At 60.1% G+C, this 15,574-nt stretch carries 13 protein-coding genes, 1 tRNA gene and 1 pseudogene; 11 read left to right on the forward strand and 4 right to left on the reverse strand.

What is annotated here, in order from left to right; translation table 11 throughout:
• Positions 1-61: 61 nt before the first annotated feature.
• The 5 genes from rbfA to B0W55_RS13195 all read left to right on the forward strand — a co-directional run bounded on the left by rbfA (position 62) and on the right by B0W55_RS13195 (position 4,305).
• On the forward strand, positions 62-463 hold the full coding sequence (gene rbfA / locus B0W55_RS13175) for a 30S ribosome-binding factor RbfA (RefSeq protein ID WP_060541203.1): 402 nt from the start codon (positions 62-64) through the stop codon (positions 461-463).
• Positions 464-466: 3 nt separating this feature from the next.
• Positions 467-1,384 carry a tRNA pseudouridine(55) synthase TruB gene (truB, locus tag B0W55_RS13180; protein WP_077046423.1) on the forward strand — a complete coding sequence of 306 codons (918 nt, stop codon included), beginning with the start codon at positions 467-469 and terminating at the stop codon, positions 1,382-1,384.
• A 117-nt stretch (positions 1,385-1,501) separates the two neighbouring features.
• A complete protein-coding gene (rpsO, locus tag B0W55_RS13185; RefSeq protein ID WP_003197723.1) occupies positions 1,502-1,771 on the forward strand; it encodes a 30S ribosomal protein S15 in 270 nt (89 codons plus the stop codon).
• A 215-nt stretch (positions 1,772-1,986) separates the two neighbouring features.
• Positions 1,987-4,092, forward strand: a complete 2,106-nt coding sequence (gene pnp, locus B0W55_RS13190) for a polyribonucleotide nucleotidyltransferase (protein ID WP_008018779.1) — start codon at positions 1,987-1,989, stop codon at positions 4,090-4,092.
• 137 nt (positions 4,093-4,229) lie between these two features.
• Positions 4,230-4,305: transfer RNA gene (locus B0W55_RS13195), tRNA-Thr, on the forward strand.
• Between the two features lie 9 nt (positions 4,306-4,314).
• Here B0W55_RS13195 and B0W55_RS13200 read toward each other — a convergent pair.
• Complete coding sequence (locus tag B0W55_RS13200) at positions 4,315-4,821, reverse strand: hypothetical protein (RefSeq protein WP_077046424.1); 507 nt, start codon at positions 4,819-4,821, stop codon at positions 4,315-4,317.
• A 298-nt stretch (positions 4,822-5,119) separates the two neighbouring features.
• Here B0W55_RS13200 and B0W55_RS13205 point away from each other — a divergent pair, with 298 nt between their 5' ends.
• Entirely contained in the window at positions 5,120-5,425 is a 306-nt protein-coding gene (locus tag B0W55_RS13205; RefSeq protein ID WP_077046433.1) for a DUF6388 family protein, read from the forward strand.
• A gap of 80 nt (positions 5,426-5,505) precedes the next feature.
• Here the strand turns inward: B0W55_RS13205 and nadC are convergent, their stop codons facing one another.
• Positions 5,506-6,354 (reverse strand): carboxylating nicotinate-nucleotide diphosphorylase, encoded by an 849-nt coding sequence (gene nadC / locus B0W55_RS13210; protein ID WP_077046425.1) that lies wholly within the window; start codon positions 6,352-6,354, stop codon positions 5,506-5,508.
• A gap of 240 nt (positions 6,355-6,594) precedes the next feature.
• Between nadC and B0W55_RS13215 the strand changes: the two are divergent.
• From B0W55_RS13215 to B0W55_RS31555, 4 genes and pseudogenes are all read left to right on the forward strand, one after another.
• Positions 6,595-7,758: pseudogene (locus B0W55_RS13215) on the forward strand (DUF1631 family protein); the annotation flags it as partial.
• A 154-nt stretch (positions 7,759-7,912) separates the two neighbouring features.
• Positions 7,913-8,488, forward strand: a complete 576-nt coding sequence (ampD, locus tag B0W55_RS13220) for a 1,6-anhydro-N-acetylmuramyl-L-alanine amidase AmpD (RefSeq protein WP_077046427.1) — start codon at positions 7,913-7,915, stop codon at positions 8,486-8,488.
• On the forward strand, positions 8,485-9,321 hold the full coding sequence (gene ampE / locus B0W55_RS13225) for a regulatory signaling modulator protein AmpE (protein ID WP_077046428.1): 837 nt from the start codon (positions 8,485-8,487) through the stop codon (positions 9,319-9,321). The genes ampD and ampE overlap by 4 nt, the downstream gene beginning before the upstream one ends.
• A 1,522-nt stretch (positions 9,322-10,843) precedes the next feature.
• Positions 10,844-11,548, forward strand: coding sequence for a methyl-accepting chemotaxis protein (locus B0W55_RS31555; RefSeq protein WP_371807267.1), 705 nt, complete (start codon positions 10,844-10,846; stop codon positions 11,546-11,548).
• Between the two features lie 128 nt (positions 11,549-11,676).
• Here B0W55_RS31555 and B0W55_RS13235 read toward each other — a convergent pair whose 3' ends face one another.
• Both B0W55_RS13235 and cra read right to left on the reverse strand, forming a co-directional pair.
• Positions 11,677-12,453 (reverse strand): TatD family hydrolase, encoded by a 777-nt coding sequence (locus B0W55_RS13235; RefSeq protein WP_077046430.1) that lies wholly within the window; start codon positions 12,451-12,453, stop codon positions 11,677-11,679.
• Positions 12,454-12,456: 3 nt separating this feature from the next.
• On the reverse strand, positions 12,457-13,452 hold the full coding sequence (cra, locus tag B0W55_RS13240; RefSeq protein WP_077046431.1) for a catabolite repressor/activator: 996 nt from the start codon (positions 13,450-13,452) through the stop codon (positions 12,457-12,459).
• Between the two features lie 292 nt (positions 13,453-13,744).
• Between cra and fruB the strand changes: the two genes are divergently transcribed.
• Positions 13,745-15,574 (forward strand): fused PTS fructose transporter subunit IIA/HPr protein (gene fruB / locus B0W55_RS13245; protein ID WP_139340910.1); only part of this gene is annotated, 1,830 nt, incomplete at its 3' end.

Genomic DNA, 15,574 nt, shown 5'->3' on the forward strand with positions numbered 1-15,574 from the left:
GGGCGTTTGCCGCTTTCAGACCCTTCGGGTTTCACCGTGGGGCAGTAACAGGTAACAAGACATGGCAAAAGAATACAGCCGTACCCAACGTATCGGCGATCAGATGCAGCGCGAGCTGGCACAGCTGATCCGTCGTGAAGTCAAAGATCCGCGCGTCGGCCTGGTCACCATTACCGCTGTTGAAGTCAGCCGTGACGTCGGTCACGCCAAGATCTTCATCACGGTGATGGGGCAGGACAGCAGCGAAGAAATTGCACAAAGCATCAAGGTGCTCAACTCTGCCGCTGGCTTCCTGCGCATGCAGCTGGCTCGCGAGATGAAGCTGCGCAGCGTTCCACAGTTGCACTTCCACTACGACGAAAGCGTCGTACGCGGTGCGCATCTGTCGGCCCTGATCGAGCGCGCGGTGGCTGAAGACAACCAGCATCCGGTTGCGGCAGAAGCCGAAGACACCAAGGAGTAACCGGTGGCTCAGGTCAAACGTATCCGTCGTAACGTCAGCGGCATCATCCTTCTGGATAAACCGCTGGGGTTCACCTCCAACGCGGCACTGCAGAAGGTCCGCTGGCTGCTCAACGCCGAGAAGGCTGGGCACACTGGCAGTCTCGATCCGCTGGCCACTGGCGTATTGCCTTTGTGTTTTGGCGAGGCCACCAAGTTCTCGCAATACCTGCTCGATTCGGACAAGGGTTACGAAACACTGGCGCAACTGGGTAAGACCACCACCACGGCGGACGCCGAGGGTGAGGTTTTGCAGGAGCGCCCGGTGACCGTTTGTCGCTCCGATATCGAAGCTGCGTTACCCAGATTTCGTGGGCAAATCAGTCAGATACCACCGATGTACTCGGCTCTCAAGCGTGATGGTCAACCGCTGTACAAGCTGGCCCGTGCTGGCGAAGTAGTGGAGCGCGAACCGCGTTCTGTTACTATTGCGCGCTTGGAATTGCTGGCCTTTGAGGGTGATACTGCGCGGCTTGCGGTGGATTGCAGCAAAGGCACCTATATCCGCACCCTGGTCGAGGATATTGGTGAACAGCTCGGTTGTGGCGCTTACGTTGCAGAACTGCGACGCACCCAGGCCGGGCCTTTCACGCTGGCGCAGACTGTCACGCTCGAAGAGCTGGAAGCAGTACATGCCGAGGGCGGCAATGAAGCGGTCGACCGTTTCCTGATGCCATCGGACAGCGGCCTGCTGGATTGGCCACTGCTGCAGTTCTCGGAAGCGAGCGCGTTCTACTGGCTCAACGGCCAGCCGGTACGTGCACCGGATGCTCCGAAGTTCGGCATGGTACGGGTACAGGATCACAATGGTCGCTTCATCGGTATCGGTGAAGTGAGCGAAGACGGGCGTATCGCGCCGCGTCGACTGATTCGGTCAGAATGACCGGACGAGGGTGGCTGTCAACAGGCACGGTCACTACTCATTTTTAGATACAGGGATTTGTCCCTGGCCTGTTGAAACTGTTTCCTTGAAACAGTTTCCTGATAAAAGGATTGCCTCATGGCTCTCGACGTTCAAGAAAAAGCTCAAATCGTTGCTGACTACCAGCAAGCTGTTGGTGACACTGGTTCGCCAGAAGTGCAGGTTGCACTGCTGACCCACAACATCAACAAACTGCAAGGTCACTTCAAGGCCAACGGTAAAGATCACCACTCCCGTCGTGGTCTGATCCGCATGGTAAACCAGCGTCGCAAGCTGCTGGACTACCTGAAAGGTAAGGACGTGAGCCGTTACAGCGCTCTGATCGCTCGCCTGGGTCTGCGTCGCTAATAAGCGATTGCGCTAGAGGTTGGTTGTCTGTCGTGCGTCAGCGGGTTTCCGCCGGCGCATGGCAGGCTCCCAGCCTCAAGTTTTATCTGGATATCGATTTACCCAAGCGTCACCCGGTAGCACCAGGACAATCCGCTCGGGCCGATTCCCGACGTTGCCCAAGAATTTCGCAAGAAACCCGTTTCCCCAAGAGCCACAAAAGAAGGTAGGACACCGTGAACCCGGTAATCAAAAAATTCCAGTTCGGTCAGTCGACCGTCACCCTCGAGACTGGCCGTATCGCCCGTCAGGCCTCCGGCGCAGTATTGGTCACCGTTGACGACGACGTCAGCGTATTGGTGACCGTAGTCGGCGCCAAGCAAGCCGATCCAGGCAAGGGCTTTTTCCCTCTGTCTGTTCACTACCAGGAAAAGACTTACGCTGCCGGTAAGATCCCTGGCGGTTTCTTCAAGCGCGAAGGCCGTCCTTCCGAGAAAGAAACCCTGACTTCCCGACTGATCGACCGTCCGATCCGTCCACTGTTCCCTGAAGGCTTCATGAACGAAGTGCAGGTTGTCTGCACCGTCGTTTCCACCAGCAAGAAGACCGATCCGGACATCGCTGCGATGATCGGTACCTCGGCTGCGCTGGCCATCTCCGGCATTCCTTTCGATGGTCCGATCGGCGCTGCCCGCGTCGCTTTCCACGAAAGCACCGGCTACCTGCTGAACCCGACCTACGAGCAACTGGCTGCCTCGAGCCTGGACATGGTCGTTGCCGGTACCTCCGAAGCCGTTCTGATGGTTGAATCGGAAGCCAAAGAGCTGACCGAAGACCAGATGCTGGGCGCCGTGCTGTTCGCCCACGACGAGTTCCAGGCTGTGATCCAGGCCGTCAAAGAGCTGGCCGCAGAAGCTGCCAAGCCAACCTGGACCTGGGCTCCGCAAGCCGAAGCCACCGAGCTGCTGGGTGCCATCCGCGCCGAGTTCGGCGAAGCGATCTCCCAGGCTTACACCATCACCGTCAAGGCCGATCGTTACGCTCGCCTGGGCGAGTTGAAGGATCAAGTGGTTGCCAAACTGTCCGGCGAAGAAGGCCAGCCATCCGCTGCCGACGTCAAAGCCGCTTTCGGTGAAATCGAATACCGCACCGTTCGCGAAAACATCGTTAACGGCAAGCCACGCATCGACGGCCGCGACACTCGCACCGTACGTCCGCTGAACATCGAAGTTGGTGTTCTGCCCAAGACTCACGGTTCGGCGCTGTTCACCCGTGGTGAAACCCAGGCTCTGGTAGTCGCGACCCTGGGCACCGCCCGTGACGCACAACTGCTGGACACCCTGGAAGGCGAGAAAAAAGACCCGTTCATGCTGCACTACAACTTCCCTCCGTTCTCGGTGGGCGAGTGTGGCCGCATGGGTGGCGCCGGTCGTCGCGAAATCGGTCACGGCCGTCTGGCTCGTCGTTCGGTTCAGGCCATGCTGCCTGCTGCTGACGTGTTCCCGTACACCATCCGTGTTGTGTCGGAAATCACCGAATCCAACGGTTCCAGCTCCATGGCTTCCGTTTGCGGTGCTTCCCTGGCATTGATGGACGCTGGTGTGCCGATGAAGGCGCCGGTCGCCGGTATCGCCATGGGTCTGGTTAAAGAGGGCGAGAAGTTCGCTGTCCTGACCGACATCCTGGGCGACGAAGACCACCTGGGCGACATGGACTTCAAGGTAGCCGGTACCGCCAAAGGTGTGACCGCGCTGCAGATGGACATCAAGATCAAGGGCATCACCGAAGAGATCATGGAAATCGCCCTGGGCCAAGCCCTGGAAGCGCGCCTGAACATCCTCGGTCAGATGAACCAGATCATCGGCCAGTCGCGTACCGAACTGTCGGCCAACGCCCCGACCATGATCGCGATGAAGATCGATACCGACAAAATCCGTGATGTCATCGGTAAAGGCGGCGCGACCATCCGTGCGATCTGTGAAGAAACCAAGGCTTCGATCGACATCGAAGACGACGGTTCGATCAAGATCTTCGGCGAAACCAAGGAAGCGGCTGAAGCGGCACGTCAGCGCGTTCTGGGCATCACCGCAGAAGCCGAGATCGGCAAGATCTACGTCGGCAAGGTTGAGCGCATCGTCGACTTCGGCGCATTCGTCAACATCCTGCCTGGCAAGGACGGTCTGGTGCACATCTCCATGTTGAGCGACGCTCGCGTTGAGAAAGTGACCGACATCCTGAAAGAAGGCCAGGAAGTGGAAGTGCTGGTACTGGACGTGGACAACCGCGGCCGTATCAAGCTGTCCATCAAAGACGTAGCAGCAGCCAAGGCTTCGGGCGTTTAATCAACCCCAAGCCTGACCGCTCCAACGTTATGAAAAAGGCCCCGTCGTGAAAACGACGGGGCCTTTTTTTGTTTGAGTAAAACCTGGACGCTGTCAAAGTTGCCGGTATCGCTTCGCGATGCTAGGTTTAGCCCATCGCCCGTGTAGCTCAGTCGGTAGAGCAGCGCACTCGTAACGCGAAGGTCGCAGGTTCGATTCCTGTCTCGGGCACCATCCCCCCTATTACTTCACCTTTCTGCTCAACTCTTCAACGGTGCGCTTGAGCTGGTCCATTTCGCGATCCTGATCACTGAGCTCGCGCTTGAGGTTCGAAATCTCGCTGTTGCTGGAGCTCGAACTGGAGCCGTTGTTTCGCTTCAACTCTTCAATCTGTTTGCCGAGACTTGCCAGGTCGCGCTCCTGCTCCTGAACGGTACGCTTGAGCTGGTCGATTTCCTTGCTGCTGGAACTGGAGCTTGAGCCACTGCTGCGCTTGAGTTCTTCGATCTCCCGCGCTTGATTGTTCAGGGTGGTTTGCATCGCCTTCAGGTCGCTGACTTCGACATCGGTCTTGACCAGGACATCTTTGCCGTATTCATTCTGAACGGCAGTCACTTTGCCGCTGGCAGACGAGTAGCTGCTGCTCAGTTCAATACCGGCCAGTGCCGTTCCCGGTAGCGCCAGAATACCCAGCAGTGCAGTGATTGCGGTGGCCGGCAGTGCAGACGAAAGCTTCGAAAAACTACGCATCGCTAGTGATCCGTGTGAAGTGCCATATGGCACATCGCTATGACTTGGTCATTTGACTTATGTTCCCGACCGACCCGGCCGGTCGCGGCGATTTTTGTGGGAATGATGTAAAGAGTCGTGTAAATCGTCCGACAAACATCCTATATTCGGAGCCTGCCTGAGCGTCGCCCAGCAGTTTTCAGATGATCCACGAATGGTTCTGAAGGCCAGACAAACCGCACTGCAAACGGTTTTTTGCGTCAGAGAGATCCTTGATGATCCACATCCATCTTCCATTCCCACGATCAGCGAGAACACCATGACCGTAAAAGAATTGAGTCAGCAAGCCCGACACGAGCAAGCGCTCGCAAAATATGTACTGGATGCCCCCGAGTTGCTGGAAGAGATCAAGGACCTGAGTCCGGATGATCAGAAAGACCAGATCCAGTGGGCGTTCGAGGACGAAGCGGAGGCCCAGGGCCTGCAGCCATGGGAATTGACGCTCAAGTACACCACCACCCCGGAAGAGTTCGAGGTAGAGCGTCTTAAGTTGCACAAAGAGGCCGCCGAGGTGTTGGGTGTTGAATGGGAAGAATACTGCGAGATGAACAATCTGGTGGTTTGAATCACTTGTAGTAGCCAGGCTTGCCGGCGATAGCGACCCTGAGATCGCCATCGCCGGCAAGTCCGTCTCCTACAAGCGGATCACAGGCTCAGCCGCATCGACAGGTCCACCGCCTTCACATCCTTGGTCATCGCACCGATCGAGATGTAATCCACACCGGTTTCGGCGATCGGCAGCAATGTGTTCTCGTTGATCCCGCCGCTGGCTTCCAGCTTGGCCTTGCCAGCGTTCAGGCGCACCGCCTCGCGCATGTCATCCAGGCTCAGTTCGTCAAGCATGATGATATCGGCACCGGCCGCCAGGGCCTCTTTCAACTCCTCCAGACTTTCCACTTCGATCTCCACCGGTTTGCCCGGCGCAATCCTGTGTGCGGCGGCAACGGCCTGGGAAATGCCTCCGCACGCGGCGATATGGTTTTCCTTGATCAGGAAAGCGTCGTACAGGCCGATGCGATGGTTATGGCAACCGCCACAGGTCACGGCGTACTTTTGTGCCAGACGCAGCCCCGGCAAGGTCTTGCGGGTGTCGAGCAGCTTGACCTGAGTCGTGGCCACGAAGTCGGCCAGATGCTGCGCGCGAGTGGCCACGCCGGACAACAGTTGCAGGAAGTTCAGCGCACTGCGCTCGCCGGTCAGCAGCGACCGGGCCGGGCCTTCGAGGTGGAACAGCGCCTGATCGGGCTTGACCCGCTCGCCATCGGCGACCTGCCAATGCACCGCAACCCGCGGGTCCAGTTGCCGAAACACGTTGTCCACCCATGCCGTACCGCAAATGACGGCCGCGTCGCGGGTGATGATAGTGGCTTTGGCCAGGCGTTCGGCCGGGATCAGTTGCGCGGTGATGTCGCCGCTGCCGATATCTTCAAGCAACGCGCGGCGCACGTTGGCTTCGATTTCGGCGGTCAAATCGGCGAGACGTAGATTCGGCATAACGAGCTCCACAAACAAAGTGGCCCGATTATAGGGGCAGGGCGCCGGGCAACCCAAGGCATCCGAAGGGTTCCCATGGCTCTGGATCCCGCCTTTGGTCGATTCCCGGTGCATATGCGAGGTCTTGCGAGCAGCCATTGCAGAGTCTTCTGGCGCAGAGGTGGTCTTTTACAAGATAATTCGACCATGGATTGACGTCATAGCTTTGACGAGTTTGGAATCACCGTTACGGGAGGCTGGATGCACAACGACGGGACTCTGGTGCCTTGGCGCAAGGTCACTGCCAATCAAGCGTTTCACTCGCCGCTCGCCCGCCTGCCCGTGATTCTGCTTCAGGTTCGCGACAAGGCCGCGCAACAGCTGCGTCAAGGGTTGCAGGCGCTGTTCGACAACGCTGACGACGCCCTCTTCGAAATGGCCGACGGCACCTGTGATGACGTCGAGCACAATACGGTCTTCCAGGCCATGCGCGACCTGCGCTTGAAGCGCAAAAGCATCGAGCGATACTTCTTCGAACAATTTTTCGACGCATTCATCCGCCTCACCCAGTACCGCGCCATTCACACGATGCTGCCCCAGGTCGCCTGTGCGCCGTTGGCCGATAACGATCGAGAGCGCAGGGTGGCGGTGGAGGACATGGTCAACAAGGTGCTGAACCGCGATGGTTTCGCCCTCGACCAGCTCACCGCCCGCTTCAGTACGTTGCTGAGCAGGTCACTGATGGAGCGGCATAACCCCATGGGACCGACGATGCTCTGCGGGTATTTCCTGCAGGCCGGGCGCAACCTGGGGGTAGAGATCAAGGTGAAGCTGATCCTGCTTAAGCTGTTCGAACGCTATGTGCTCAGTGGTACCGGTCAACTCTACGCTGAAGCCAACCAACTGCTGATCGCCACTGGCGTGCTGCCCGACCTCAAGCCACTGCCAGCCCCCCGGATCGTCGATAATGTGCCCGCCGCCGGGCCTGCGATGCCTGACCATACGTTTGAGCAATGGCTGGAGCATCGCACCCTCGATGCCGAAGAAGATCGCGCGCAAATCGCCCTGGCCTGCCGCCGTGTCCATGACGAGGTGGACCAGGCACTGGTCGGCAAGCGCTTGCCGAGAACCGTGACGGATTTCGTGCTCCAGACCTGGAGCAAGGTACTGCTGCTGACCTTCCTCAAGCATGGCGATCAATCGGCGCAGTGGCACGACGCGGTGCAGACCCTTGCGCAGTTGATCTGGAGCGTTCAGCGCCATGCAGAGCCTGAGGCCCCTGCGCGTCTGTTGGCGTTGGTGCCGAATCTGCTCAAGTCCCTGCGCGAGGGATTGAATGGCTCGGCCTTCGATCCGTTTGCCACCAGTAAATTTTTCTCCGAGCTGGAGGCTTTGCACGTTCAGTTGTTTGAGCCGGAGCCGGACAGCGCCCAGCCAGACCCACCCGAAGTGCTCGAGACGGTCGATTTGCCGAGTACCGACGACTGGCTGTTGCACCTCGATCGCGGCAATTGATCGCGTCCCGGGGCCCTGTCACGGCATACTGGGCACCAACACAGTCGTCGTTGAAGGAATTGGTATGCAGTTGGACCCCGCGAGCGGTTGGTGTCAGGACGTGCGTTTGTGCCCCTCGCCCAACTTCAATGCGCGCCCTACGGGCGAAATTTCCCTGCTGGTGATCCACAACATCAGCCTGCCGCCGGCGCAATTCGCCACCGGCAAGGTGCAGGAATTTTTCCAGAATCGCCTGGATGTCACGGAGCACCCTTACTTTGAGGGGATTGCCGACCTGCGTGTCTCCGCGCACTTTCTGATCGAGCGTGACGGGGCCGTTACCCAGTTTGTTTCTTGCCTGGAGCGCGCCTGGCACGCCGGGGTGTCGAGTTTCGAGGGGCGGGAAACCTGTAACGATTTTTCCGTGGGCATCGAGTTGGAGGGCACGGATGATCTGCCGTTCACCGATGCCCAGTACCACGCCTTGACTGCCCTGACGCGGCAGTTGCAAAGCGTTTTCACGGCCATCACCCCCCAGCGGATCTGCGGGCATAGCGACATTGCCCCGGGACGCAAGACCGATCCGGGGCCGGCATTCGATTGGGCGCGCTACCGTGCGGCCCTGAGCGAAGCCGCTTCGGAAAAAGAGGAACAACAATGAGTTTTCTGGTGTTGCTGCTGGCGGTGTGGATCGAGAAGTTCTCGGCCCTGCGCCACCAGGTTCAGCGAGATGGCGGTTGGGTTCGCGAGTTGCACAAACTGGAATCCAGCCCGCGCATGGCGCAAAGCCCATGGCTGGTACTGATCGTGCTGGTGTTGCTGCCGGTCGCGCTGCTGGCGCTGCTGTTGTGGGTGCTGGATCCGGTGGCTTACGGTCTGTTGGCATTGCCGGTGCACCTGCTGGTGGTGATCTACAGCCTGGGGCGTGGTGATCTGTTGGGCGGGCTCGGCCCGTTCCGCGATGCCTGGCGTCGGGAAGACCTGCAGGCGGCGGCCCATGTCGCCAAGCGTGATCTCGACATCTGCGCCGACAGTGGTGAGCAGTTGCTGGAGCGGGTCGAAGCGCACTTGTTGTGGGAAGCCTACCAGAGCTTTTTTGCAGTGATTTTCTGGTACTTCCTGCTGGGGCCGGTCGCGGCGTTGAGCTATCGACTGCTGGCCCTGGCTGAAGAGCACGGGCAGAACCCGGCGGTGGTCGAACGCGCCGGTCAGCTGCGGCACGCCTTTGACTGGATTCCGGTGCGCTTGCTGGCGGCCAGTTTTGCCTTGGTTGGCAACTTCGTCGCGGTCAGCCGAGTGATGTTGCACGAGTTGCTTAACTGGAACATCAGCGCCGCGCAATTGATCGAAAACGTCGGCCGCGTAGCCGCCGAAATCCCGACCCCGGTGGTCGGCCCCGACGGCATCAACAACCTTGACCGGATCTGGGAGCTGCTGCTGCGGTCCGCGGTGCTCTGGTACGCGGGTTTTGCGTTGTGGACGGTCCTTGCGTAGTCAACAGCAATCGCTGTCGAGCTCTCTGTGGCGAGGGAGCTTGCTTGCGTCGGGCGGCGCAGCCGCCCCATTGCGTTAACCTTAAGTTACAAAACCCCTCCCCAATTTACGCTATACAGAGATAGCGCCCGATAGTGGCTATCTGCTGCCTGGTCGCGCCTGCCAATAAAAATAAGAAATCAAAGGGAGACTTCCAGTGAAGAGCTTGCTCTATCCCGCCATTGCATTGATGAACCGCCTGAGCTTCGGCATGAAGTTCAGCCTGATCAGTGTCCTGTTCCTGATTCCGATGCTGGTGACCAACTTCTATCTGGTGCGTGATTCCTATCGCGAATTTCAAGGCACCCGGGTCGAACTGCAAAGCCTCGACCTTCTGGGCAGCAGCCTGACGCTTCGTCGTGACCTGGAAACCCTGAACAATCTTGTGCAGATCAACGTCGCCCTCGGTCAGTCGGGCAAGGCCGGCAATATCGAGTCGCAGATCAATACGCTGGAACAAAGCGTGCTGGCGCGGCTGCAAGGACTGACGGCGATGAGCAGCGATCCGGAGCAGATCGCCCTGTTCGATACCAAGCGCGATGAAATGATCGCAGCGTTCAAGGCGCAGCAAGCGGAAAAGTCGCTGCAAAGCAAAAGCGCCCTGATCGGCAAACTGGTCGGCAGCGCGCAGATTTTCAGCCAGATCATCGCCAGCCAGGCCGGCTTGAGCCGCGACAATCAAAGCGACATGCGCCAGCTCAGTGAACTGGCCACCACCGTGACACCGCGTATTACGCAGGTTCTGGGGGAGGGCCGGGCGATGGGTTCGGCTTCGCTGGGGCAGGGCTTTCTCAACTCGGCATCGAGCAGCCGATTCGATGAGTTGCTGGCTCAAATTGAAAAGCTCCAGGGCGAATACGCTCTGAAACTGCAGGACGCCCTGGCCTCCAGCACCGCCGCTCGGGATGCCCTGTCTGTGCAGGCCGACAGCAGCAAGGCGTCATTGAAGAAGGCCAGTGAGTTGTTCGAAGAAAACGTGGTGATGGCCGACACCCTGGACACGCCATGGCAGTCCTTCTACGACCAGGCCACCGGCCTGATCGACCAGACCCATCAGCTCAACGAATCGACCCTGAAGTTTCTCGGCACTCAGTTGCAGCAGCGCCTGGAGCAGAACCGCACCCACATGATCCTGCAAGCCGTGGCGCTGTCGGTGGTGTTTATTCTGATTTTCTATCTGTACGGCGGTTTTTACGCCTCGACCCGCACCACGCTCAAACGCCTTGGCGGCGTGATGGATAAAGTCGCGGCCGGCGACATGACCGTGACTTTCAGTGCCCACAGTCGCGATGAGCTGGGCGAACTGGGCGAAGTGTTCAACGGCACCGTGAAGAAAATCCATGACCTGATCGAGCGGGTGGGGCAGACCGTCAGTGAGGTCGAGCGTCAGGCCGGGCAAGTGGAAAATGTTTCCGCGCAAAGCAATCTGGCCGTGGCCGGGCAACGCACGCAGATCGAGCAGGTGGCCACGGCGATGAATCAGATGTCCGCCACGTCCCTGGAGGTCGCGCGCAGTGCCGCGGCAGCGGTCAGCAGCGCCCACAGCGTCAACGACGAAACCATCAGCGGCCGTGGCCTGGTGGCGTCGCAGCAGGGCAGCATCGCCGCACTGGCTGGCGAGATCGATGAGTCGGTGCGGGTGATCAATCAGCTGGCCAGCGACAGCCAGTCCATCAGCCGGGTACTGGAAGTGATCAAGAGCATTGCCGAACAGACCAACCTGCTGGCGCTCAATGCCGCTATCGAAGCGGCGCGGGCCGGTGAGCAGGGGCGTGGCTTTGCGGTGGTGGCGGACGAGGTGCGCACGCTGGCCAAGCGTACCCAGCAATCAACCGAAGAAATCGAACAGATGATCACCAGGCTCCACGGCGGTGTGGGCGCTGCGGTGAAGGCGATGGGTGTCAGCCATGAGATGGCCAACGGTACCGTGGGACAATCGGAGAAGGTTCAGCAGGCGTTGGAGAATATCCTCGGCGCGGTGGGCATGATCGTCGACCAGAACCAACAGATCGCTGCAGCGGTGGAGCAGCAAACCGCCGTGGCCCATGACATCGACCAGAACATCGTCGAGATCAACCGCGCCGGCGAGCGCACCGCCGAAGGCGCGCACCAGACCGAAGATGCCAGCCGAGCGTTGTCGATGCAGGTGGTGGAGCTCAAGCAATTGATCAGCGCGTTCCGGGTATAACAGCCACCGCCGCAAAGTGTGGGAGCGGGCTTGCTCGCGAAAGCGGTACATCCGTCGACATCATCGTTGACTGACACAGCGCTTTCGCGAGCAAGCCCGCTCCCAAAATGGATGGGTGGGATCAGTAATTACCAGTTGAACAGCTCACAAGCGTTGGCTGTGCTCACGGCCGCCAACTGTTGCGGCGCTACCCCCATGATCCCCGCCAACGCCTCACAAATCGCCGGCAGGTGCGCCGGGCTGTTGCGTTGGCCAGCAAACATGGCGGGTGCCATGTCCGGTGCGTCGGTTTCCAGCACCACCGCTTCCAACGGCAACTCGGCCAGCACGCGATGCATGCGCAGGGCCTGGGGCCAGGTGGCGGCGCCGCCCAGACCGAGCTTGAAACCCAGCTTGATATATTCCCGGGCTTCTTCGCGGCTGCCGGCGAAGGCGTGGATGATGCCGGCCCGTTTCAATTTGAAGCGTTTGAGCGTTGCAATCACCGCCGCATGGCTGCGCCGCACATGGATCAGCGCTGGCAGGTTGAAGTCCACCGCCATCTGCAATTGCGCGTCAAACAGCGCCTGCTGGCGTTCGCGGTCGAGGGTTTCGATGAAGTAGTCCAGGCCGATTTCGCCCACCGCACACAGTTGCCGATGACCGCTCAGCCGCGTCAGCCAGTCACCCAGTTCGATCAGGTGTTCGGGCCTGTGATCCTCCAGGTACACCGGGTGCAAGCCGAGGGCGACATGCAGGTCGGGATCGTTTTGCACCAGCGCCCAGACCCGCTGCCAATTCCCTTGATAAACCCCCAGCACCACCATTCGACGCACCCCGAGGGCGCGGCTTTCGCTCATCAGCGCCTGACGATCGGCGTCGAAGTCGGGGAAGTCCAGGTGGGTGTGGGTGTCGATCAATTCCACGGTTCAATCCTGGCGGATACGCTGCTTGAAGGTGCGGGCGATGGCCTGCACGCCGGGTTGGTAATCGGACTGCTCGATGGCCGCCAGGGCCAGGGCCAGGGCCTTGTCGGCGATCAATTGGTGCTGCTGGGCCATGGCATTGACCGGCAAGGGCAGGAAGTCCAGCAACTGTGTATCGCCGAAGGTGCCGAGGCGCAGCGGGCGGTTTTTCAGCGGGAAGTCATGCAAGGCATCGAACACGCCTTGAAGCAGCACGTAGGACGTGGTCACCAGCGCCTCGGGTAAATGCCCTACGCGCTGCAGTAGTTCTTCCATCAATTGCTTGCCGCATTCGCGACTGAAGGATTCGCCATGCTCGATCAGCACTTCGCCCTTGTAGCCGGCCAGAGCTTCCCTGAACCCAGCGGCCCGTTCCTGGCTGATGCTCAGCTCGGGGCGGGCACCGATCAGGGCAATCTGTTTGGGCAGCGGGTCGAGCAGGCTGCGGGTCAACTGCAGGCTGGCTTCGCGGTCATCGCTGATCACCGAACAGAAATGCTCCGGCTCCATGACCCGGTCGATGGCGATGATCGGAATGCCTTTGGCCTGCAACTGGCGATAGTTGTCGTCGCCGGCGGGCAGGCAACTGGCGACGATCAGCGCGTCACAGCGCCGGGCGCGGAACAGTTGCAGCAATTGCCGCTCGCTGTCTGGCGCATCGTCGGAACTGGCGATCAGCAACTGATAGCCGCGAGCCCGCGCACCCTGTTCCAGCAATTTGGCGATTCGCGCGTAACTGGGGTTTTCCAGGTCCGGCAAAATGAATCCCAGGGTCCGGGTATGACGACTGCGCAGTCCGGCGGCCTGTGGATTTGGCGTAAAGCCATGCTGCTCCACCACTGCGCGTACGCGCTCGACGGTTGCGCTGCTGATGCGTTGCTGTTCGGCCTTGCCATTGATGACATAGCTGGCGGTGGTCACGGACACACCGGCCAACTGGGCAATATCACTGAGTTTCAACCCGTTGTTTCCTTGTTTTGTTCGAGCAGCCAGACAGTTTGGTCAATCCTAACCGATTCCGGCAGTCGACCCGTGACGCGGCGCATCCGACAATTGGACTTCAAGAGTTCGAGATTATCGAGTAACGTGCCAATCCTGCTAGATTAAACGTTTCAGCAGGCGTATTTTCTACATTATGGGTGCCTTTGGTCAGTTCTGCCGCGAAACTGCCAAACGCTGTCGAAAGAACATTGCCTAAGCTGAATCTTCCAAAACAATACCTGGTGCCCAAGGGCGCCAAAAAGGAGAAAGCATGCTCGAGCTCACCGTAGAGCAGATATCCATTGGCCAGTCGGCTGTGGATAAGTCCGAGGCGTTGCAGATGCTGGCCCGGCACCTGGTTGCCGATGGTCTGGTCGCCGAGGGGTATCTCGCTGGCCTGCAGGCACGCGAAGCCCAGGGCTCGACCTTTCTCGGTCAGGGTATTGCCATTCCCCACGGTACGCCGCAAACCCGCGATCAGGTGTTCACCACCGGCGTGCGCCTGATGCAGTTCCCCGAGGGTGTGGACTGGGGCGACGGGCAGATCGTGTACCTGGCGATTGGCATCGCCGCCAAATCCGATGAGCACCTGCGCTTGCTGCAATTGCTCACCCGCGCCCTGGGTGAAACCGACCTGGGTCAGGCCTTGCGCCGCGCCAGTTCCGCCCAAGCGCTGCTCAAACTGCTGCAAGGCGCGCCACAGGAGTTGGCGCTGGATGCACAGATGATCGGCCTGGGTGTCGCTGCCGAAGATTTCGAAGAACTGGTGTGGCGCGGCGCGCGTTTGCTGCGCCAGGCCGACTGCGTCAGCAGCGGATTTTCCGCGGTGTTGCAGCAGGTCGAGGCACTGCCCCTGGGCGATGGCCTGTGGTGGCTGCACAGCGAGCAAACCGTCAAGCGCCCGGGACTGGCCTTCGTCACCCCGGACAAACCGCTGCGTTACCTCGGTCAACCGTTGAGCGGGCTGTTTTGCCTGGCCAGTCTGGGCGAGGCCCATCAAGCCTTGCTCGAACGCCTGTGCGCCTTGCTGATCGAGGGCCGTGGACATGAACTGGGCCGCGCCACCAGTTGCCGCGCAGTGCTTGAAGTGCTCGGCGGGGAACTGCCGGCGGACTGGCCGAGCGCCCGGATCACCCTGGCCAACGCCCACGGCTTGCATGCTCGGCCGGCAAAAATCCTCGCGCAACTGGCGAAAAGTTTTGAAGGCGAGATTCGCATCCGTCTCGTCGATGGTCAGGACAGCGCTGTGTCGGTCAAGAGCTTGAGCAAGCTGCTCAGCCTCGGTGCCCGTCGCGGTCAGGTGCTGGAAATCATCGCCGAACCGAGCATCGCCGCCGATGCGTTGCCAGCCTTGTTGGCGGCCATCGAAGAAGGTCTCGGCGAAGAAGTCGAGCCGTTGCCCGTGTTCAGCCAGCCAAGTGAAATCGTCGCCGACATCGCCCAAGTGTTGCTCGCCCCGGCGTCCGGCAGTGTGGTGCAGGCCATCGCCGCCGCCCCCGGCATCGCTATCGGCCCGGCACATATTCAGGTGCAGCAAGCCATCGATTACCCGCTGCGCGGTGAGTCCGCCGCCATTGAGCGTGAACGTCTAAGACAAGCGCTGGCGCAGGTGCGCAGCGACATTCAGGGATTGATCGAGCGCGGCAAGGCCAAGGCGATTCGGGAGATTTTCGTCACCCACCAGGAAATGCTCGACGACCCGGAATTGACCGACGAAGTCGACACTCGCCTCAAACAGGGCGAAAGCGCCGAAGCAGCATGGATGTCGGTGATCGAAGCAGCTGCCCGGCAACAGGAATCCTTGCAGGATGCTTTGCTCGCCGAGCGCGCCGCCGATTTGCGCGATATCGGTCGCCGGGTATTGGCGCAGCTCTGTGGCATTGAAACGCCGAACGAACCGGAGCAACCCTACATCCTGGTGATGGACGAAGTCGGCCCCTCGGACGTGGCGCGTCTTGACCCAGCCCGGGTCGCCGGCATTCTCACCGCCCGTGGCGGCGCCACGGCCCACAGCGCCATCGTCGCCCGGGCTCTCGGCATTCCGGCATTGGTCGGTGCCGGTGCGGCCGTGTTGCTGCTGGCACCGGGCACGCCCTTGCTC

This window comes from Pseudomonas sp. KK4, assembly GCF_001984065.1.
Classification (GTDB): domain Bacteria; phylum Pseudomonadota; class Gammaproteobacteria; order Pseudomonadales; family Pseudomonadaceae; genus Aquipseudomonas.